At 61.9% G+C, this 20,315-nt stretch carries 16 protein-coding genes; 12 read left to right on the top strand and 4 right to left on the bottom strand.

The window, feature by feature from the left end; all coding sequences use genetic code 11:
• Positions 1-113: 113 nt before the first annotated feature.
• Positions 114-971 carry an SDR family oxidoreductase gene (locus MKS85_RS25975; RefSeq protein WP_188251474.1) on the bottom strand — a complete coding sequence of 286 codons (858 nt, stop codon included), beginning with the start codon at positions 969-971 and terminating at the stop codon, positions 114-116.
• Positions 972-1,158: 187 nt separating this feature from the next.
• Here MKS85_RS25975 and exbB point away from each other — a divergent pair, with 187 nt between their 5' ends.
• From exbB to MKS85_RS25945, 6 genes are all read left to right on the top strand, one after another.
• Complete coding sequence (exbB, locus tag MKS85_RS25970) at positions 1,159-2,139, top strand: tonB-system energizer ExbB (protein WP_188251475.1); 981 nt, start codon at positions 1,159-1,161, stop codon at positions 2,137-2,139.
• 6 nt (positions 2,140-2,145) lie between these two features.
• Entirely contained in the window at positions 2,146-2,574 is a 429-nt protein-coding gene (exbD, locus tag MKS85_RS25965; protein WP_047226179.1) for a TonB system transport protein ExbD, read from the top strand.
• The gene (locus MKS85_RS25960) at positions 2,571-3,326 is read left to right on the top strand and encodes an energy transducer TonB (RefSeq protein ID WP_076383095.1); all 756 of its coding nucleotides are present in this window, start codon (positions 2,571-2,573) and stop codon (positions 3,324-3,326) included. Before exbD ends, MKS85_RS25960 begins: the two co-directional genes overlap by 4 nt.
• Before the next feature lie 295 nt (positions 3,327-3,621).
• Complete coding sequence (locus MKS85_RS25955) at positions 3,622-4,542, top strand: hydrogen peroxide-inducible genes activator (protein ID WP_047226181.1); 921 nt, start codon at positions 3,622-3,624, stop codon at positions 4,540-4,542.
• Between the two features lie 9 nt (positions 4,543-4,551).
• Positions 4,552-6,627, top strand: a complete 2,076-nt coding sequence (recG, locus tag MKS85_RS25950) for an ATP-dependent DNA helicase RecG (RefSeq protein ID WP_188251476.1) — start codon at positions 4,552-4,554, stop codon at positions 6,625-6,627.
• A gap of 78 nt (positions 6,628-6,705) precedes the next feature.
• Positions 6,706-8,106, top strand: a complete 1,401-nt coding sequence (locus MKS85_RS25945; RefSeq protein WP_188251477.1) for an aminoacyl-tRNA deacylase and HDOD domain-containing protein — start codon at positions 6,706-6,708, stop codon at positions 8,104-8,106.
• Between the two features lie 180 nt (positions 8,107-8,286).
• Here the strand turns inward: MKS85_RS25945 and MKS85_RS25940 are convergent, their stop codons facing one another.
• On the bottom strand, positions 8,287-8,664 hold the full coding sequence (locus MKS85_RS25940) for a helicase (protein ID WP_139048871.1): 378 nt from the start codon (positions 8,662-8,664) through the stop codon (positions 8,287-8,289).
• 451 nt (positions 8,665-9,115) lie between these two features.
• Between MKS85_RS25940 and MKS85_RS25935 the strand changes: the two genes are divergently transcribed.
• Positions 9,116-9,499, top strand: a complete 384-nt coding sequence (locus MKS85_RS25935) for a DUF6124 family protein (RefSeq protein ID WP_188251478.1) — start codon at positions 9,116-9,118, stop codon at positions 9,497-9,499.
• Between the two features lie 683 nt (positions 9,500-10,182).
• Here MKS85_RS25935 and lapD read toward each other — a convergent pair.
• Both lapD and lapG read right to left on the bottom strand, forming a co-directional pair.
• Complete coding sequence (gene lapD / locus MKS85_RS25930; protein WP_188251841.1) at positions 10,183-12,129, bottom strand: cyclic di-GMP receptor LapD; 1,947 nt, start codon at positions 12,127-12,129, stop codon at positions 10,183-10,185.
• 14 nt (positions 12,130-12,143) lie between these two features.
• Positions 12,144-12,767 carry a cysteine protease LapG gene (gene lapG / locus MKS85_RS25925; protein ID WP_370695181.1) on the bottom strand — a complete coding sequence of 208 codons (624 nt, stop codon included), beginning with the start codon at positions 12,765-12,767 and terminating at the stop codon, positions 12,144-12,146.
• Between the two features lie 273 nt (positions 12,768-13,040).
• Here lapG and MKS85_RS25920 point away from each other — a divergent pair, with 273 nt between their 5' ends.
• The 5 genes from MKS85_RS25920 (at position 13,041) to MKS85_RS25900 (ending at position 20,056) form a co-directional block, all read left to right on the top strand.
• Positions 13,041-13,733 carry a GntR family transcriptional regulator gene (locus tag MKS85_RS25920; protein WP_107321456.1) on the top strand — a complete coding sequence of 231 codons (693 nt, stop codon included), beginning with the start codon at positions 13,041-13,043 and terminating at the stop codon, positions 13,731-13,733.
• 688 nt (positions 13,734-14,421) lie between these two features.
• Entirely contained in the window at positions 14,422-15,198 is a 777-nt protein-coding gene (locus MKS85_RS25915) for a DUF3050 domain-containing protein (RefSeq protein ID WP_076383235.1), read from the top strand.
• Complete coding sequence (locus MKS85_RS25910; RefSeq protein WP_047230508.1) at positions 15,195-16,127, top strand: diiron oxygenase; 933 nt, start codon at positions 15,195-15,197, stop codon at positions 16,125-16,127. Before MKS85_RS25915 ends, MKS85_RS25910 begins: the two co-directional genes overlap by 4 nt.
• Before the next feature lie 10 nt (positions 16,128-16,137).
• Positions 16,138-19,557 carry an amino acid adenylation domain-containing protein gene (locus MKS85_RS25905; protein WP_310663163.1) on the top strand — a complete coding sequence of 1,140 codons (3,420 nt, stop codon included), beginning with the start codon at positions 16,138-16,140 and terminating at the stop codon, positions 19,555-19,557.
• Between the two features lie 34 nt (positions 19,558-19,591).
• Positions 19,592-20,056, top strand: coding sequence for an SRPBCC family protein (locus tag MKS85_RS25900; protein WP_188251844.1), 465 nt, complete (start codon positions 19,592-19,594; stop codon positions 20,054-20,056).
• The last annotated feature ends 259 nt before the right edge of the window (positions 20,057-20,315 follow it).

Genomic DNA, 20,315 nt, shown 5'->3' with positions numbered 1-20,315 from the left:
GGAGCAAAGCTTGCTCGCGATGACGTCGTCACAGACAACACCTCTGTTGGCTGTAAAACCGCTATCGCGAGCAAGCTTTGCTCCCACCGTTTGTTTTTGGGGTGCTTAAAAGATCAGCAGCGCCCCTCCAGAATCGCCGCATACCCCTCACGAAAACTCGGATACCGCGGTGTCCAGCCCAGGGCCTTCGCCCGTGCATTGCTGCAGCGCTTGCTGCCGGCGCGGCGGACGCTGGCGTTTTCGGCCCATTGGGTGACGCCCATGTAATCACGCAGCCAACCCACCACCTCGGCCAGCGCGGCGGGAGTGTCGTCGACGCCGATGTAGCAGTCTTCCAGGGGCTTGCCCTGGTGGTCGGCTTCCAGCAGGAAGGCCAGCAGGCCCGCCGCGTCGTCGGCATGGATGCGGTTGGCGTACAGGGGCGGGTCTTCCACCACGCTATAGCCCTGGCGCACCTGGCTCAGCAACCATTCGCGGCCCGGACCATAGATCCCGGTCAGACGCACGCGGCTGGCCGGGATGCCGCTGTCGAGCGCCACCTGTTCAGCTTCGAGCATCAGCCGGCCGGAATAGCCACCGGCCACGGTGGGCGAGGTTTCATCGACCCACTCGCCACCCTGCTGCCCGTAGACGCTGCTGCTGGACACAAAAAGCAGTCGTTTTGGCTGTTGCCCGTGCTGCTTCAGCCAGCTCAACACATGCTGTAAGCCTTGGACATAAGCCGCGCGGTAACCCGCCTCGTCATGCTCGGTAGCAGCGACGCTGTACACCACGTAATCCAGTGGACCGGTGGGCCAATCAACGGGACATTGCTCGTTGAACAAGTCCCCCGCCACCCCGACAACCCCGGCCGGCAGCTGCGAAACCGTACGGCGCAAGCCGTAGACCTGCCACTGCTCGGCCCGCAACTGGCTCGCCAGGCGGCCACCGATATCACCGCAGCCGGCGATCAAAACAGAAGGCGCGGACATCAAAATCTCCTCTCGTAAAGCCGCAGACTAGCTGCCAGAGGGGACGAGCGGCTAGCAATGCAGGAAAAAAAGATACTGTATTACTTTTGTTAACAAGAATTACTTGCAATAATGCGAGCCAGTTTTGTTCTCGGCCCACGAGGCCTGGAAGAACATCAACCTTCTTTTTCTCTCAGGTCCGGCCAGCATGACACGCTATCTCCCCTCCGCTTCGCCAACCAACCGACCTCGCGCCTGGAGTGCCATGGCAGCCCTGCTGCTCAGCCTGCTGCTGGCACCCACCGCCGCGTTCGCCGATGCCCAAGCGCCAGCCACGACCCCGGCCACCGCACCCGCCGCCAGCCAGGCGCCGGTCGATGCCGCCGAGCCTGTAGCGGCTCCTCAGGCCAGCGAGCCGGCCCAGGCTGTCGAAGCCGACGCCGCAGACGCACCTCAAATGCTCGAAGCCGACAATACCTTGGGCATGGCCCACGATCTGTCGCCATGGGGCATGTACCAGAACGCCGACATTATCGTGAAAATCGTCATGATCGGCCTGGCCATCGCCTCGATCATCACCTGGACCATCTGGATCGCCAAGGGCTTCGAGCTGATGGGCGCCAAGCGCCGCTTGCGCGGTGAAATCGCCAACCTGAAAAAAGCCACCACCCTCAAAGAGGCCAGCGCCTCTGCGGCCAAAGAGGGCACCCTGGCCAATCTGCTGGTTCACGACGCCCTCGAAGAGATGCGCCTGTCGGCCAACAGTCGTGAGAAGGAAGGCATCAAGGAGCGCGTGAGTTTCCGCCTCGAGCGCCTGGTCGCAGCCTGCGGTCGCAACATGAGCAGCGGCACCGGCGTACTCGCCACCATCGGTTCCACCGCGCCGTTCGTCGGCCTGTTCGGCACCGTGTGGGGCATCATGAACAGCTTCATCGGCATCGCCAAGACCCAGACCACCAACCTCGCTGTCGTGGCGCCCGGCATCGCCGAAGCCCTGCTCGCGACGGCTCTGGGTCTGGTCGCGGCGATCCCGGCGGTGGTCATCTACAACGTGTTCGCCCGCTCCATTGCCGATTACAAGGCCCAGGTCTCCGACGCTTCGGCCGAAGTCCTGTTGCTGGTCAGCCGCGACCTCGACCACCTGCCACCCGAGCGTGGCTCGCAACCGCACATGGTGAAAGTGGGGTAATCGGCCATGGGCCTGCATTTGAAAGAAGGCGCAGACGACGATCTGGCCGAGAACCACGAAATCAACGTCACGCCGTTCATCGACGTGATGCTGGTGCTGTTGATCATCTTCATGGTGGCCGCTCCGCTCGCCACCGTGGACATCAAGGTCGACCTTCCGGCTTCGACGGCCAAGCCTTCGCCGCGGCCGGAAAAACCGGTATTCCTCAGCGTCAAGGCTGACCAACGCCTGTTCTTGGGCGAAGACGAGGTCAAGGCCGATAGCCTCGGCGCGACCCTCGACGCCAAGACCCAGGGCAAAAAGGACACGACGATCTTCTTCCAGGCGGATAAAGGCGTGGATTACGGCGACCTGATGAGCGTGATGGACGCCCTGCGCGCCGCCGGATACCTGAAGGTCGGCCTGGTCGGACTTGAGACGGCGCCCAAGAAATGATCACGACGCGCCAAAAGCTGACGCGTTACAGCGGTAGCCTGGCCGTGGTGCTGGGCGTGCATGCGCTCGCCATTGCCCTGGCGCTGAACTGGACGTCAAACCCGCCCATTGAATTGCCGCCCCAGGCAATGATGGTCGAGTTGGCGCCGGTTCCGGCCCCACCACCGCCCGCACCGCCTAAAGTCGTCACGCCACCGCAGCCTCCGGAGCCGGTCGAAGAACTGCCGCTGCCTAAAATCGCCGAAGCCGAGAAACCGGAGATTTCGGTGCCCAAGCCGGTCAAGCCCAAGCCTAAACCGCCCAAGCCCAAACCCAAGCCCGTGGAGAAAAAACCGGAACCGCCCAAGGAAGAACCGTCGGAGCAAAAGCCCAGCGATACTCAACCGACCAAGGCACCGACCGAGAAATCCGCGCAACCGGCGCCTGGCCCATCCCCCGCGCAAATGGCGGCCAAGGCCAGTTGGCAAGGCACCTTGCTTGCGCACTTGGGCAAGTACAAAAAATACCCCGCCAGCGCCCAGTCGCGCGGCAAGGAAGGCTTGAACCGTTTACGGTTCGTGGTGGACGCCGAAGGCAATGTGTTGTCCTTCGAGCTGGTGAGCAAGTCCGGCAACGCCGCCCTGGACCGGGCGACTCTGGAAATGATTCGCCGCGCCCAACCGCTGCCCAAGCCACCGGCCGACATGCTGGTTAACGGCTCCATCGAAATCGTCGCGCCGTTCGTGTACTCCATCGACAAGCGTCGGCGTTAACCCATTGGCAAGCCCCTGTTACAGGGGCTTCTTGTTTCTGGTGAAGGGAATGTATCTGTAGAGCAAGGGGGCCTGTGGGAGCAAAGCTTGCTCGCGATACAGGCGCCTCGGTTCCAGAGAAGACCGCGTTCGCTTCATCGCGGGCAAGCCTTGCTCCCACAAATAATCCATATGCGTCGTTAAATCCCCTCACCATACCCACATTAGGCAGTGTCACACCGCGCCCCCAGTCTGATAACGTGCGTCTATCGATTGCAGCCGGTATGCTTGGCTCGCAACTTCACGGACGCTCGCCATGACCCTCACAGAATTACGCTACATCGTCACCCTCGCCCAGGAGCAACATTTCGGCCACGCCGCCGAGCGTTGCCATGTCAGCCAGCCGACGCTTTCGGTGGGCGTGAAAAAGCTTGAAGACGAGCTCGGCGTGCTGATTTTCGAGCGCAGTAAAAGCGCCGTGCGCCTGACCCCGGTGGGCGAAGGTATCGTTGCCCAGGCGCAAAAAGTCCTGGAACAGGCTCAGGGCATCCGTGAACTGGCCCAGGCCGGCAAAAACCAGCTGACCGCCCCACTGAAAGTCGGTGCCATCTACACCGTCGGCCCGTACCTGTTCCCGCACCTGATTCCGCAACTGCACCGGGTAGCCCCGCAGATGCCGTTGTACATCGAAGAAAACTTCACCCATGTGCTGCGCGACAAACTGCGCAACGGCGAACTGGACGCGATCATCATCGCCCTGCCGTTCAACGAAGCCGATGTCCTGACCCTGCCGCTCTACGACGAGCCGTTCTACGTGTTGATGCCGGCCCAGCATCCGTGGACCCAGAAAAAATCCATCGACGCCGGCCTGCTCAACGACAAGAGCCTGCTGCTGCTCGGCGAAGGCCACTGCTTCCGCGACCAGGTGCTGGAAGCCTGCCCGACCCTGACCAAAGGCAGCGAAGGCGCCAAGCACACCACGGTGGAATCCAGCTCCCTGGAAACCATTCGCCACATGGTCGCCTCGGGCCTGGGCATTTCGATTTTGCCGCTCTCGGCGGTGGACAGCCATCATTACGCCCCTGGCGTGATCGAGGTTCGCCCACTGACGCCGCCCGTGCCGTTCCGCACCGTTGCCATCGCCTGGCGCGCCAGCTTTCCGCGACCCAAGGCCATCGAGATCCTCGCTGACTCGATCCGCCTGTGTTCCGTGGCCAAGCCGCCCACTGCCAAGTAAGCCCCGGCCATGACTGAGCTGTCGAAAGTGCCGGTCACGGCACTCAAGGGTGTCGGTGAAGCCATGGCCGAGAAGCTGGCCAAGGTTGGCCTGGAAAACCTTCAGGACGTGCTGTTCCACCTGCCGCTGCGTTACCAGGACCGCACCCGCGTCGTGCCCATCGGGCATTTACGTCCGGGCCAGGACGCCGTGATCGAAGGCACCGTCAGCGGCGCCGACGTGGTCATGGGTCGGCGTCGTAGCCTGGTGGTGCGCCTGCAGGACGGCACCGGCGGGCTGAGCCTGCGCTTCTATCACTTCAGCAATGCGCAAAAGGAGGGCCTCAAGCGTGGCACCCGCGTGCGCTGCTACGGTGAAGCGCGGCCCGGTGCGTCCGGGCTGGAAATCTATCACCCGGAATACCGCGCCATCACCGGCGACGAGCCGCCCCCGGTGGATGAAACCCTGACCCCGGTCTACCCGCTCACCGAAGGCCTGACCCAACAGCGCCTACGCCAGCTCTGCCAGCAAACCCTGACCCTGCTCGGCCCGAGCAGCCTGCCCGACTGGCTGCCCAACGAACTGGCCCGGGATTATCAACTGGCGCCGCTGGCCGATGCGATTCGCTACCTGCACCATCCGCCAGCCGACGCCGATGTCGACGAACTGGCCCTGGGGCATCACTGGGCCCAGCACCGGCTGGCCTTTGAAGAGCTGCTGACCCATCAACTGTCCCAGCAACGCCTGCGCGAAAGCCTGCGTTCCCTGCGCGCCCCGGCCATGCCCAAGGCCAGGGATCTGCCGGCCCGTTACCTGGCTAACCTCGGCTTTAAACCCACAGGGGCCCAGCAGCGGGTCGGCAACGAAATCGCCTACGACCTGAGCCAGCCCGAGCCGATGCTGCGGCTGATCCAGGGCGATGTGGGTGCCGGCAAGACCGTGGTCGCCGCCCTCGCCGCGCTCCAGGCCCTGGAAGCCGGCTATCAAGTGGCGTTGATGGCGCCCACCGAGATTCTCGCCGAACAACATTTCATCACCTTCCAGCGCTGGCTCGAACCCCTGGGGATCGAAGTCGCCTGGCTGGCCGGCAAGCTCAAGGGCAAGAATCGCGCAGTCGCCCTGGCGCAGATCGCCGAAGGCGCACCGATGGTGGTCGGCACCCATGCGTTGTTCCAGGACGAAGTGCAGTTCAAGAACCTGGCTCTGGTGATCATCGACGAACAGCACCGCTTCGGCGTGCAGCAGCGCCTGGCGCTGCGGCAGAAAGGCGTGGGCGGGCGGATGTGCCCTCACCAATTGATCATGACCGCCACGCCGATTCCGCGGACCCTGGCCATGAGCGCCTATGCCGACCTCGACACCTCGATCCTCGACGAACTGCCTCCCGGACGCACACCAGTCAATACCGTGCTGGTCACCGACACGCGGCGCGTCGAAGTGATCGAGCGCGTGCGCGGTGCCTGCGCTGAAGGGCGACAGGCCTATTGGGTGTGCACGCTGATTGAAGAATCGGAAGAGCTGACCTGCCAGGCGGCCGAAACCACCTATGAAGACCTCACCGCCGCCCTCGGCGAACTCAAGGTCGGGCTGATCCACGGGCGCATGAAACCCGCCGAGAAAGCCGCCGTCATGGCCGAATTCAAGGCCGGGGCGCTGCAATTGCTGGTCGCCACCACGGTGATCGAAGTCGGGGTCGATGTGCCCAATGCCAGCTTGATGATCATCGAGAACCCCGAGCGCCTGGGTCTGGCACAGTTGCACCAGCTACGCGGCCGCGTCGGCCGGGGCAGTGCCGCCAGCCATTGCGTCTTGCTGTACCACCCGCCGCTGTCGCAGATTGGTCGCCAGCGCCTGGGCATCATGCGCGAAACCAACGATGGTTTTGTCATCGCCGAAAAAGACCTGGAATTGCGCGGACCCGGTGAAATGCTCGGCACACGCCAGACCGGCCTGCTTCAATTCAAGGTAGCCGACCTGATGCGCGACGCCGATCTGCTCCCCGCCGTACGCGACGCCGCCCAGGCGCTGCTGGAGCGCTGGCCGGAGCATGTCAGCCCGCTGCTGGATCGCTGGTTGCGTCACGGGCAGCAATACGGCCAAGTGTGAGCACGCTCTCAGTTTCTGGGCGCGCCTGCCCGGCAAGCTGGTTATACTGCTGAACTTGTAGGAAAACGGATACAGACCATGACAGAAGCTGCCCTCGTCCCCGAAACCCCGCACGCTCCGTCTGTTATTCGGCTGTTGCTCGAGAAACTGGGCATCGGCTTTGACGAAGTAATCGAACGACCCGGCCTGAACCCCGCCCGTAAAGTGCAGGCCGTTCTGTTGCACGATGCCGTTGGCGCCCTCATGGTGCTGTTTCCGCAAAGCCAGCTGCTGGACCTCAACCGCCTGGCCGAACTCACCGGTCGCAAACTCACGGCGGTGCCTACTGACCGTCTGGAGCGCATGCTCGGCAAACATAGCCTGAGCCTGCTGCCCGGCCTGCCGGCCCTGACCAGCTCCCCTTGCCTGTATGAAGAAAGCCTGCTGCGCGAGCCGAAGCTGCTGATCAACTCAGGCGAACAGGGGCTGCTGCTGGAAGTGACCAGCGAAGCCTTCAAGAGCATGCTCACCAAGGCCAGTGCCGCGACGTTCGGCGAAGCCGTGAGCAACATCACCCCCAACCTTGATCGCCCGCACGACGACCGCGCGGAAATCACCCAGGCTGTGCAGGCGTTCACCGCCCGACGTATCCAGCAACGGCTGGAAGAAACCATCGAAATTCCACCACTGGCTGAAACGGCGCAGAAGATCATCAAGCTGCGGGTCGACCCGGACGCCACCATCGATGACATCACCGGCGTCGTGGAAACCGATCCGGCCCTGGCCGCGCAAGTGGTGAGCTGGGCTGCCTCGCCGTACTACGCCTCGCCCGGCAAGATCCGTTCGGTGGAAGACGCCATCGTCCGGGTACTGGGCTTCGACCTGGTGATCAACCTGGCGCTGGGCCTGGCCTTGGGCAAGACCCTGAGCCTGCCCAAGGACCACCCGCAACACACCACGCCGTACTGGCATCAGTCGATCTACACCGCCGCCGTCATCGAGGGCCTGACCCGCGCCATGCCGCGCGCCCAGCGCCCGGAAGGCGGCCTGACCTACCTGTCCGGCCTGCTGCACAACTTCGGCTACCTGTTGCTGGCCCACGTCTTCCCGCCGCACTTCTCGTTGATCTGCCGGCACCTGGAGGTCAACCCGCACCTGTGCCACAGCTATGTGGAGCAGCACCTCTTAGGCATCAGTCGCGAGCAGATCGGTTCATGGCTGATGCGCTACTGGGACATGCCCGACGAACTGGCCACCGCCCTGCGCTTCCAGCACGACCCGCACTACGACGGCGAATACGCCGCCTACCCGAACCTGGTGTGCCTGGCCGTACGCCTGCTGCGCGCCCGTGGCATTGGCTCGGGTCCCGACGAGGAGATTCCCGACGCACTGCTCGAACGCGTCGGCCTGAGTCGCGACAAAGCCAATGAAGTGGTCAGCAAAGTGCTGGAGGCTGAGGTGTTGTTGCGCGAACTGGCTTCGCAGTTCAGCCACGGTTGAATAGGATCTCCCGGTAACTGCAGGTGAGTGAAGCTCTTGTGGCGAGGGAGCTTGCTCCCGCTCGACTGCGCAGCAGTCGCAAAACCAACTGACGCGATCCGCCAGGAAGGCCGCATCAACCCATTTTGGGGCCGCTTCGCAGCCCAGCGGGAGCAAGCTCCCTCGCCACAGGGTAAATCACTAGGCTTTAGCCTTTTTCGGCTTCAAATACCGCATCAACCCCTGAAACCAGATCACCAGCGCCGGGTTGCCCTTGATCTGGATCGACTTGTCCTGAATCCCGGTCATGAACGCCAACTGCTTGTTCTTCGCCTGCATCGTGGCAAAGCCATAAGCCGCGTCCTTGAAGGCGATGGCGAACGCAGGTGTCGGGTAAGTGCCGGACTGGCTGGTGATGCGCTGGTCTTTCACCGTGAAATGCCGGGCGACCTTGCCGTCCAGGGTTTGCAGTTGAAACACCAACTCCTTATCGCCCAACTGCTGCTGGAACGCCGGATTGGTCCGACTCGCCCTGCCCATCAACAACCCCAGCATCCACAGCAGAAAGCGAAATTTCATGGGCACGGCCTCGTGAGAAAGATGAATGGCGGGGGCAGTTTAGCGATTCCACAGCGGAACGCCATCATCGGATCGCTTTGACGGAAGATGGATGAGTTTTCTTGCATGATGACCGCCAAGTCACCTTTTCACGTTTTCGTTTCCTTTCAGGTTCCTAGGAGATTTCCTTCAAAACGCCGGGCTGTTCATGAACTAGGCAGTGCTTCCGAGCGCCGCTAACCTTTGTCCGTCATCGCAAAAAACGGTGATACGGACGTGCAAGTCCGGCTGGTACCCAATCGGTTATAGCTATTGACCGAGCATTTTTTTATGCTCGCGCCCGTTATGGCGATTGTGCGTGGGAGACCTTCGGGTCTGCCGGCGGTACCGGACCGGTCTTGCACACCTACGCACAGTTGCCACCTCTTCGAATGCAAGCGAAAGGATGCCAACCCAACTCTGGTACATAAATATGGTCAAGCTTTCACCAAATCCGCCGCAAAGCGGCCATAAATCCCGCGTCGAAGCCCTCGCAGAAAAAAAGCTCGAAGATGCCGCCACCCGCGCCCTCGATTACTACCTCAAACCCCAGCCCTCCCCACCGTCCGAACCTGACAAAAACCAACTCTTCATCGTCTCCCCCCACATCGACACCGAAACCCTGCTGGCCAACGCCTCCGAAGACCTGCTCTCCATCAGCACCATCGCCGCCGACCTGGCCGACGACGTGGATGACTCACGCCGCTGCGTAGCCCTGGCGATCAGCCGCATGGCCGATGGGGTTCAGTTGCTGGTTGAACGGGCGTTGGATCATCTGGAAACGAAGGAGATGGCGGCGCCTGGGACCAAGGGGTAGCGCTTTGCTTTGATGCAAACTGTGCCGACGCCATCGCGAGCAGGCTCGCTCCCACAATTGGATTGGAGTACGACCGGGAGAACCAGGCCGGCTGTCAGGCCGCCTCGCGAGCAAGCTTTGCTCCCACACGTGCCTGCTCAAACAGGTCCGAGTGATGCACAGCCGCATGAGATAGGTCGGCTGTCAGGCCGCCTCGCGAGCAAGCTTTGCTCCCACACGTGCCTGCTCAAACAGGTCCGAGTGATGCACAGCCGCATGAGATAGGTCGGCTGTCAGGCCGCCTCGCGAGCAAGCTTTGCTCCCACAAGTGCCTGCTCAAACAGGTCCGATTGATGCACAGCCGCATGAGATAGGTCGGCTGTCAGGCCGCCTCGCTTTTGATTTTGATCTGGGGGCCCCGTTAACCACGCTGGCCGAACGCAGGTATTGCGTAGTGGGCATCCCGGCATGGATGCCGGGATCGCCGCGCTGGGCCATGGATGGCCCTTCGCGGCGGGCCCACGGAGCACTGCCTGCGTTCGGGCATGCCGCGCCTAGGCTAGGCACCGAGGGGTGGGGCAAGACCTTTTGGTTACTTTTGGGGCGTTTGCCAAAAGTGACACGCCGTAAGGGCGTAACCGCCAGCCGCCGTTACCGCAACAATGGATATGTACTCGGTCAGAAGGTCAGAGGGTCAGCAACCCTCACCCCCAACGCCGAGGCTCCCCAACCAACTGCCCCTGCACCCCAAACAACCCCATCTCCCGAATCACCGCCAACTCCCCCTCCGTCTCAACCCGCTCGGCAATCAACGGCAAGTCAATACTGTGAGCAGCACGCTGGATCGCTTCAATAAACAGGCGCTTGTCACTCTCCTGATCAATGGCACGGATATAGCTGCCATCGATCTTCAGATAAGCCAACCCCAACCGCGACAAGTTGCCAATCATGCTGAACCGCCCACCAAAACGCTGCAGGCTCAGGGAGAAACCAAGCTCACGCAGGTGCCGAGTCAACTCCTCCAGCACCGCTTGCTCCGGCAGTTGCTCTTCACCAATCTCCAGGGTCAAGCGCGGCCCAAGGTTGGAATGCGCCCGCAGGATCTCAAAGACCTTGTTCAGCGCCTGCGGATCGGCCAACGTCGCCGAAGACAGGTTCAACGCCAGGGACTGGTCATGCCCGGCCATTTGCTTGAGCACCTGTTCGAGCATCAAACGGTCCAGACGCGCGGTCCAACCAAAGCGCTCCAGCCATGGCAGAAAGCGCCCGGCGGGGATGGTCTGGCCCTGCTCGTCCAGCAGCCGTGACAGCACTTTGTAATGCAGCACCACTTGGGTGTCCTGGGCGGCCACCACCGGCTGGAAGTACAGCTCGAAGCGCTGATTGCTCAAGGCCTGGTCGAGCAGATTGTGCCAGGCATGATGATCGTCACCGACGCTGGCCGAGGCGCTGTGGTCCAAGCAGGCCCAACCCGGTTCGCCCTGGCTTTCGGCCTGGGCAAGGGCCTGGTCGCCGAGCTGGAGCACGGCTTGCGGTGAGTCGCCATGGACGAATGGAGCCAGTCCGATGGAGGCCACCGAAGCCACGTCGGTCGCACCAGTGGCATGCAGGCTCGCCAACGCGCTTTCGAGGCTCTGCGCCAGTTGCAGCGCTTCCTCGCGCACCAGCCCCGGCGCCAGCACGGCGAACTCCCCACCGCGGATGCGCGTCACCATGTTGTGGGTTTCAGGGTAGCGGGCGCATTCGCGCTGCAATTGTTCGCCCACGGCCTTGAGCAACTGGTCGGTGCGCTGCCCGCCCAGCCGCTGGTTCAACCCGGCCAGGTCCTTGACCCGCAGCAACAGCAGATAACCGGAACTGGCCTGCTCGGGGTTGCTCACCCGGGCGTGGAGCTGCATTTCGAAATACCGCCGGTTGGCCAGGCCCGTGAGATTGTCCTGGTAAGACTCGACCCGTAGTTTTTCGCTACGCTCGGCCTGCTCCTGAAACAGCGCCTTGAGCTTCTCGACCATCTGGTTCATCGCCTGCACCACCCGGCGCAGTTCGGGCGTGCGCGGCAACTCCGGCAGGCTCAGGAACTCGCGACGGGCGATGGCATGGGACTGGTGCACCATGTAATCCAGCGGCTTGAGCTGACGACGCAGCAGCAAGGCCCCCAGCACCGCGCTCACCGCTCCGCACAGCAGCAGCCAGCCCAGGCTGCCCAATGCGCTCTGCCACAGCTTGGCGAGGGCGAACATCGGGTGGCTGACCACTTCGACCCGCGCCGCCTGTTCCCAGCCACGGCTGACAATCGCATCGCCACCGGCCGGCTCCAGGCCGATGAGCTTGATGAACCATTGCGGCACGTTGCCGGCGTCGGGCGTGCCGGTGCGCTCGACGAGGGTTTGGTCGGTGGCGACATCGACCACACGAATGGTTGCGTAATAGCCGCTGTCGAAAATCGAGCTGACCATCAGCTCCACCATCGCCGGGTCGTCGATGTTCGGCGTCAGGGACAGCGCCAGCGCCGTGGCTGCGTCCTGGGCGTGGGAGCGCAACTGGTTGACGTACTGGGCCCGCGAGCTTTCCAGGCTGACCATGAAGCTGCCGCTGAAGGCAACCACCAGGAACAGACAGATAGCGATCAACAGCTGTTTGAACAAGGACATCTGAGCGTGCGCTCCTAGTTAGTCGTCTCGACCGGAAAACCTTCGGCCTGCATTTTTTTCAACACATCCTGCCACCGGGACAGGCGCTTGGTGTCACCCACTTTCTTGTTGCCCTTGGCGCCTGGCAGCCACAATCCCTCGGCATTGAAAGAGTAGACCGGCAACAGATCGGTCCGCTGGCTGGCCGGCAGGATGCCGTCGATCAGGCTGTCGAGTACCAGCGGCATGGCATCGGGGGTCGCGTAGTAAGTGAGCACCATGTGCGCACGGTTCTGCCGCAACGCCTTGACGTAGGTGATGCGCAGCTTGTCACTGGACACCCCCAGACGACGCAGGCTGAAGTACTTGGCAATGGCGTAGTCCTCGCAATCCCCGGCCCCTTTCCACAAGGCCTGGATCGGGGTCTCCCAGTAATCGACCTGACGCCACAAGTCGATGTCTTCGACGTAGCGCACCCGTTTGTTGAAAAACAGGTTCACCACCTTGAGCTGCTCAAGCTCCGGCGTCTGCTTCTGGGTCGCCAACAATTGCTGCCAGGCATCGATCCGTTGCTGCCCTTCGCCCAACGGCCCATATAACGCTTGCGCCCGCCGGCTGATCTGCGCAAAGTCCCAGTCAGCCTGCAGGCCGCCCAGCATGAGGCCGGTCAGCAACAATGCCGAACACAGCCAGCGCAAGGACCTGGGAACAGGGAAAGGTGCAGCCAAGGGAAATACGTCCAAAAAGGGCCGTGGGAAATGCGTTGGATGGTGAAGCCTGGCCCGGCAAAAGACAATGGCAAGGTGCGATCACCACGAGCAGACTAAACTTTAGTTCAGGAACCGGGGCCGCGAGGTTTTGACGGCTTGGCAATCTGTAACTACTGTTGGCTTGGATCCAATTTTTGTTACTACCAGTCAGGGTGCGTTGTCGTGACACAGAAGCCCAAACCGCTAAGCACTATCCAGGTCAACGGGCCCATTCCCGCTGCCCAAGCGCGCTCAATCATCGAAGAATCCCTGCGTGAGGCCATACTCGACGGGCGCCTGCCCTGCGGCACCGCCCTGCGCCAGCAGGAACTGGCCGACCTGTTCGGCGTCAGCCGCATGCCGGTACGCGAGGCCTTGCGCCAGCTCGAGGCGCAATCACTGCTCAATGTGGTTCAGCACAAAGGCGCCGTGGTAGCCCCGTTGATCACCAACAATGCGATCGAAACGTACGCCCTGCGTTCGGTCCTTGAATCTTTCGCATTGCGCCTGTCCATTCCCCTCCTCGATGCCGAGGACCTGGCCATGGCCGCCCATTACATCGAGCAACTGGAAGCCCAGACCGACCACGCTGAAATCGGCAGGCTCAACCGGCTGTTTCACATGTCGCTTTATCACAAGGCACCCAACAGTAAACTGCTGGACCTGATCGAGCGCGAGCTCAATGAGGAAGAACGCTTCTTGCGCTTTCATCTGTCGTCCATGGGCTTGGGCAAACTGACCCAGGACGATCATCGCGCGCTGCTGGAGGCCGCTACGGCCCAGGACATCGACAGAGCGGTTGCCCTGCTGGAGCTGCATCTGGAAAAAGCCTGCGTCACCATCCGTCGCTATCTGGAACAACAACCAAGCCGTTGACCTGCCCCTCGCGCCCCGAGGGGCGCATCACTTTCTTACACATCCCTCCTACACGGTTTCTCGCCCGCCCGACGAGGCCGCAGCGTAGCCGCGCCCTGTCGCCCCCATCAGTTCAATGGCACTGCCATCGATTTGGGCCCACTCTTGCGTTTGTCGATTAAAAAACAGACCTGAAGAAGTCAGCGCCTGGCCGCAGCCAGGCGAATCGAAGCCAACACGCAAGGAGCACCGCCCAACCGGCGGGATGATCGGAAGTCCGTCCGATGTCCCCCCCATAAAACAACAACTTCTTATTTCCCTGTCCCCTGAAGTGCTCCGAGTGAGGCATTCACTCAACTTCTTCGATTCTGATACTTCTCTATCGGAAGGAGCGGCTTCGCCTGAATAAAACTTATATTAAAAGTTTTAATACCCCTCTTCGCGCCCAACAAATAACCCCATTTAAATAATTAAAAAAACACTTGCCGCTTACTTGTTCGGTGTATTAGCTTTTTATCCGTCGAGTTGTTATCGACCGCTTACATTTATGGCTTAGGTCCGAAAAACCTTGCCCGCACGCCATGAATGCGTAGTTAAGACGAGCACTTCAATACTTTCGAAACTTATGGACTCCGGTTCAGGCACCCGCTCGCTTTTATTAAAGCCCGGGTGACTTTTCCGAACAAACAACATTGATGAGGACGTTCCGATGCAGCCAACCAAAGAACAACTATCTCTGAAAAAACACGCCCTTGGCCAACACCCGGTTTTTTCTGAAATAACATCAATCGATCTGCTGCGCCGCTTTATGCAAAGCCATGTTTTTGCCGTGTGGGATTTCATGTCACTGACCAAACGGCTGCAACGGGAGCTGACCTGTGTCCACTTGCCCTGGTTACCGCCGGCCGACCCACACGCTGCACGTTTGATCAACGAAATCGTCCTGGGCGAGGAGTCGGATGACCGCCCCGGAGCCGGCTATTGCAGCCATTTCGAACTGTACCTGGACGCCATGCGCGAGGTTGGCGCCGATACTCGCGCCATTGAGCAGTTCATCACCTTGCAACAGGAAGGCGTCAGTCCCGAAACAGCCTTGGAGAGCGTCGAAGTGGAGCCGGCGGCGGCCCGGTTCGTCCGCCAGACACTGCAAACGGCGCTGCACGCACCGGCCCACAGCGTGGCCGCCGCCTTCGTGCATGGCCGCGAGAGCGTCATCCCGCAGATGTTCCAGCGCATGCTGGACGCTTGGGGCATCGGCCTGGATCAGGCGCCGACGTTTCGTTATTACCTGCAGCGGCACATCGAGGTGGATTCCGAGGACCACGGCCCGGCAGCGGAAAAACTCTTGGCCCGGCTGATCGATGGCGACCCGCAGCGCGAAACCGAGGTTCTGGCCGCTGCACTCGCCGCCGTCCAAAGCCGCACCGCGTTGTGGGACGGGTTACGCCAGAGCATGGCCCAACCGCTTGCGCAGGTGGCGCCATGAACGCTGTCGAATACCAATCCTTCGCCGACGCCTGGGAAAGCCGCGCCACCATCCGCACCCGGCCACGGCGCCGGGTCGAAGACGACGACAAGTTGATCTTCCCCATGAGCCGTCAGCCCCTGGTGCACAGCCAGACCTTCCTCAGCCACTGCCCGCAACTGCGCGATTTTGTGCTGGTCCAGAGCCTCTACAAGTTCATCAACGATGTGGTGATCTTCGAGACCGAGCTGGTGGACCACACCGCCCGGCGCATTGCCAAGAACAGCTTCGGCATCGAGTTCCCGTTCGCCTGCCGCTACGACGCGATGACGGTGGTTGTGGACGAGGATTATCACGCACTGGTGGCGATGGACTTCATGCAGCAGACCATCGACATGACTGGCATTGCGCCGATCCCGTTACCCGATCAGATCGAGCTCAGCCGCGCCATCCCGGCGACGCTGGCCCAGGCACCGGAACATCTGCGCAGCGCCGTGGAGCTGATCTGCATCGCCATCGCCGAGAACACCGTGACCAACGAGGTGGCGGCATTCGCCCGGGATGATTCGGTCAAGGCGTCGATCAAGGGCCTGATGGCCGACCACTTGCTGGATGAGGGACGGCACTCCGGATTCTGGACGCGCCTGGTGCAAATCTACTGGCGCAGCGCGCCCGAAGCTGACCGCGATGCGATTGCGCGACTGATGCCCGGCTTCATCAGCCAGTACCTGGCGAGCGATCTGCAACAGGCGTTCGATTTTCAGCTGATCGCACACCTGCCCGTCGACGAATCCGTGCGCCAGTCACTGCGCGAAGAGGCCAGTGCGCTGGCGTATCCCATCAATCGTTTTCACCCGTTGGTGGGCAATATCACGCGCTTTTTTCGCAGCAGCTCGATGCTGGCGTCCCCCTGCGTGCGTGACGCCCTGGCCGACTACCTGACCCCATGAGGATCCGCCCATGAGACGCCTCGAAATTGCCGTGTCTGGCACCAGCCAGGCCATGACCGACCTGGCCCAGGAGCTCGAACTGCACGGCCACGGTGTTGTGCATCTTGAATCAGCGAACCACCACACAGCGGTAGACCTGTTGATTGATGACGGGACGCTGCCCTGCACCCTAGACGCCCGCTCAAGCCTTCAGGTGCGTGTGGCGCTCCAGGCTTTTCCCGGCCAGGCATTGCCACAGCCGGTGGTGGTTTTCCGCGACATCGCGCATCGGCCGTTGTCCCAGGAAGTGATCGCCCCGCAAGGCTGCGGCAACGGCCAGTCTTTGCGACTGCGCGCCTTGGCGGCGGTGGTCGAGCACGGTGCGCGGCTGGTCAGCCAGCTTTCCCGGGACGAAGCCTGCTTCGATCACTGGCCGACGGTGCAGACCGACGCCTGCGATGAATCGTTGCAGGGACTGGATGTGCTGGAGCCGCTGGCCTTCGAACACCACCTCAATCGGCCCGCGGTGCCTTGGCTACTGGCTGCAGCCGAAGTGCCGGTCATGCATGACATCGAGCAGCGCATGCTCGGTGACGGTACGCAAGCGGCCCTGTGGGTCGACGGTCAGCTTGTCGACTACAAGTCCTTGCGCAGTCTGGCGTTGCGCTTGCAGGAGCCGATGCTCAAGCAACTGGCCGGGGCAAAACCTGGAGTGATTGGTGTCTGCCTGCCCAAGTCCGCACAGTTGTACGCAGCTATCCTGGCGGTGCTGGGTTGCGGGGCGGTGTACCTGCCGCTGGACCCGCAGCACCCCGCGCAACGACGGCGCTTTATCCTGGAGAACGCCAACGCCGACTTACTGCTGCACGACGGTGACAGCGACCTGGGCGAGCTGTCGCTGCCGACGCTGGATGTACGCAAGCTGCCTTCACCCAAACCCGGCATCCCGGCCTCGCTGATCCGCCGCGTGGTGGACAGCGACGAACCGGCCGTGGCGATCTACACGTCCGGCACCACCGGCCAACCCAAAGGCGTGCTGCTCAGTCATCGCAACCTCAGCCATTTCTGCGCCTGGTATAGCGACTATGTCCGCTTACAGCGTGACAGCCGGGCATTGCAGTTCTCCACCATCAACTTTGACGCATCGCTGCTGGATATCCTGCCGACCTTCATCCAGGGTGCGACGCTGGTGGTGCCCAGCGAAGACCAGCGTCGCGACCCGCAGCAACTGGTGGCGCTGATTCAGCAACAGCATGTCACTCATGCTTTCCTGCCACCCGCGCTGCTGAGCGTGATGCCGCTGGATGCACCGTTGGGGCTGGAACACCTGATTACCGGCGGCGATGTCTGTGAGCCGTTCGTGATCGAACAGCTCGCACCGCAGTGCAGTTTCCACAACATCTACGGCCCCACCGAAACCACGGTGTTGGTCACCACCCGGCAATTCGGTGTCGGTGACAACAACCGCAACCTCGGTGTGCCCATCGCCAATGGCCGGGTGCTGATTCTGGATGAGCAGCTGCAACCGGTGCCCCAAGGCACACCGGGCGAACTGTACATCGCCGGGCCTGGGGTCGGCCTCGGCTATCTGAACGACCCGGCGTTGACCGCGAGCCGCTACCTCAACCTGACGCTGCCCGACGGGCCAACGCTGCGGGTATATCGCACAGGCGATATCGCCCAATGGACCGACCACGGCATCGAACTGTGTGGTCGGCGCGATAACCAGGTGAAGATCCGTGGCTTTCGGGTCGAACCCGAGGAAATCGAGCATTGCCTGCGCGACAGCCAGTTGTTTCGCCAAGTAGCGGTGGGGGTCGATGAACGACGGCGGATCCTGGCGTTTCTGGTTCACCCTCGGGAAGAGCGGGCCGACGCCGCCCTTCAGGCTTTGCGCGAGCATGTACAAAACGCGCTGCCCAGCTACATGCACCCGGCGGCCTACGTGCAATTGCCCAGCCTGCCCTACACCAGCAATGGCAAAGTCGATCGCCGGGCCTTGCTCGCCACGGCGGTGCAAGTGCAGGTCGGCAGCCATCGGCGCCAGCCGCAGAACGTTCTGGAAACGCAGCTGCGGCAACTGTGGGCCGAGTTGCTGGAGCTGCCGGTCGACGACATCGCCACCGATGAGAGTTTTTTCAATCTCGGTGGCCATTCGATCCTGCTGTCACAACTGTTGCTGGGGGTCCGCGAAGCCTTCGGGCGCAGCCTGTCGATCAATCGCTTCATCGAAGCACCTACGCTGATCACGCTGGCGAAGTTGCTGGACGATCCTGAACAAAACGGCACATCGACCCTCAGCCCCCAGGCGTTGATCGATGCGCAAGCGGAACTCAACCTCGATCCGCTGCCTGTCAGCCGGTGTGGTGATGTGCACAAGGTGGTGGTGACCGGCGCCAACAGTTTTCTTGGGGTACACATCGTCGAGGCCTTGCTGGCCTGGGGCGCCACCGAAGTCGCGTGCCTGGTGCGCGAATCCGGCGGACAAAGCGCGGCCGAACGCTTTGCCCAGGCCCTGCGGGACAATCGGCTGAACCACCTGGACCTGAGCCGCGTCAGTGTCTACGCCGCCGACATCACCCAACCGCAATTGGGTTTGCCAGACGACGTCTATGCCCGCATCGACCGCACCTTCGGCGCGTTGGTGCACAACGCCGCCCACGTCAATCATGTGCTCGACTACGAGTCTTTGGTGCGGGACAACGTGGAGCCGATCTTCGAATGCCTGCGCCTGTGTGAAGGGCGCAGCAAAAAGATCTTCAACTTCGTCTCTACGCTGTCGGCGTCCAGTGCGCTGGATGCCGACGGCCAGGTCCTGGAGCAGCCCGCCGCAGAGACGCCGCCGATCTACATCAAGAACGGCTACAACCTGTCCAAATGGGTCGGCGAACGGATCCTGCAGCGCGCTCGGGATCGCGGGGTGTGGGTCAATCTGTTTCGCCCCGGCAACATCAGTTTCAACAGCCTGACCGGGGTCTGCCAGCCCCACAAGAACCGGTTGATGCTGATGCTCAAGGGCTCGATCCAGCTCGGTCAGGTGCCGGATCTGTCCCTCAACTTCGACCTGATGCCGGTGGACTTCCTGGCGCGCTTCATCGCCTTCCACACCAGTCGTTATCAGCCGACGCAGGCGGTGTTCAACCTGCACAACCCCGAACCCTTGAGCTGGGACGCCTATGTGGCGTCGTTTCGTGAAAGCGGCCGGGAATTTTCCCTGGTCAGCGTCGCCGACTGGCAACGGCAACTGGGCCGGGTCGATGCCGACAATGCGCTGTTCGGCGTACTGGGTTTTTACCTCAACGGTTTCGAGGAAGACATCGGCGACATCTCGTTGATCAACCACGCCAACGCTCGGGCCGGCGTACGGCAGATGGGTGCCCGCTACCCGGAAAAATCCCCGGCCCTGCTGCGCCGTGGTGCTGATTACCTCAAGGCCATCGATTTCATCTGAAGCACCCCTCAACTGTAAAAAAAGGAGCAAGACCATGAATGCACTTCAACCCGACACCTTGATCAAGAACCCCCACGCCTGCGAGGTCGAAACTTCAGTGGAAGTACCCGCCAACGCGGCGAGCGTCTGGGCAGTGGTGGGCAATTTTGCAAGGTTCGATCGATTCATCCCGGCACTTGAGCACATCGAAATGACCGGCGAGGGCGTGAGGTCCCTGCGCAAGAAGTTTTTCCGCGACGGGCAGAACCTGGTGGTGGAACAGCTCAACAGCCATGATGACCAGGCCATGCACATGACCTGGACGCTGATCTACAACACCCTGGGCATCGATAACCTGTGGGCGGCAATGCGCGTCGAGCCCCTGGCGGACAACCGCTGCCGCGCTACCTGGACCATCATCGCCGACCACACCGATGCCCATACCCCGTCCGACTTCCGAGATTTCCTGCAAGGGTTTGCCGATGAGGCGATGGGGAATGTGCAAGTGATGTTCAAGTAAACCTTGTGGGAGCGAGCTTGCTCGCGAAAGGGGTGGGTCAGCTGGCTGATGATGTTGGCTGTGCCGCCGTCTTCGCGAGCAGGCTCGCTCCCACAGTTTTGGTTCCGGGGTGGGCGCAAGATCCAGTCCCACCGCCAATCCCCTGTGGGAGCGAGCTTGCTCGCGAAAGCGGTGGGTCAGCTGGCTGATGATGTTGCCTATGCCGCCGTCTTCGCGATCAGGCTCGCTCCCACACTGATTTCGATTGGCAGCAAGATCC

Source organism: Pseudomonas sp. JL2 (assembly GCF_031570495.1).
GTDB classification, from domain to species: Bacteria; Pseudomonadota; Gammaproteobacteria; order Pseudomonadales; family Pseudomonadaceae; genus Aquipseudomonas; species Aquipseudomonas rhizophila.
The sequence above is the reverse complement of the archived record's forward strand: the minus strand, read 5'-3'. Positions and strand labels throughout refer to the sequence as shown.

Excerpts from the sequence above, each read along its gene's own strand:
- MKS85_RS25975 (WP_188251474.1), bottom strand. The coding sequence starts at position 971 with ATGTCCGCGCCTTCTGTTTTGATCGCCGGCTGCGGTGATATCGGTGGC.
- exbB (WP_188251475.1), top strand. The coding sequence starts at position 1,159 with ATGACACGCTATCTCCCCTCCGCTTCGCCAACCAACCGACCTCGCGCC.
- exbD (WP_047226179.1), top strand. The coding sequence starts at position 2,146 with ATGGGCCTGCATTTGAAAGAAGGCGCAGACGACGATCTGGCCGAGAAC.
- MKS85_RS25960 (WP_076383095.1), top strand. The coding sequence starts at position 2,571 with ATGATCACGACGCGCCAAAAGCTGACGCGTTACAGCGGTAGCCTGGCC.
- MKS85_RS25955 (WP_047226181.1), top strand. The coding sequence starts at position 3,622 with ATGACCCTCACAGAATTACGCTACATCGTCACCCTCGCCCAGGAGCAA.
- recG (WP_188251476.1), top strand. The coding sequence starts at position 4,552 with ATGACTGAGCTGTCGAAAGTGCCGGTCACGGCACTCAAGGGTGTCGGT.
- MKS85_RS25945 (WP_188251477.1), top strand. The coding sequence starts at position 6,706 with ATGACAGAAGCTGCCCTCGTCCCCGAAACCCCGCACGCTCCGTCTGTT.
- MKS85_RS25940 (WP_139048871.1), bottom strand. The coding sequence starts at position 8,664 with ATGAAATTTCGCTTTCTGCTGTGGATGCTGGGGTTGTTGATGGGCAGG.
- MKS85_RS25935 (WP_188251478.1), top strand. The coding sequence starts at position 9,116 with ATGGTCAAGCTTTCACCAAATCCGCCGCAAAGCGGCCATAAATCCCGC.
- lapD (WP_188251841.1), bottom strand. The coding sequence starts at position 12,129 with ATGTCCTTGTTCAAACAGCTGTTGATCGCTATCTGTCTGTTCCTGGTG.
- lapG (WP_370695181.1), bottom strand. The coding sequence starts at position 12,767 with ATGCTGGGCGGCCTGCAGGCTGACTGGGACTTTGCGCAGATCAGCCGG.
- MKS85_RS25915 (WP_076383235.1), top strand. The coding sequence starts at position 14,422 with ATGCAGCCAACCAAAGAACAACTATCTCTGAAAAAACACGCCCTTGGC.
- MKS85_RS25910 (WP_047230508.1), top strand. The coding sequence starts at position 15,195 with ATGAACGCTGTCGAATACCAATCCTTCGCCGACGCCTGGGAAAGCCGC.
- MKS85_RS25905 (WP_310663163.1), top strand. The coding sequence starts at position 16,138 with ATGAGACGCCTCGAAATTGCCGTGTCTGGCACCAGCCAGGCCATGACC.
- MKS85_RS25900 (WP_188251844.1), top strand. The coding sequence starts at position 19,592 with ATGAATGCACTTCAACCCGACACCTTGATCAAGAACCCCCACGCCTGC.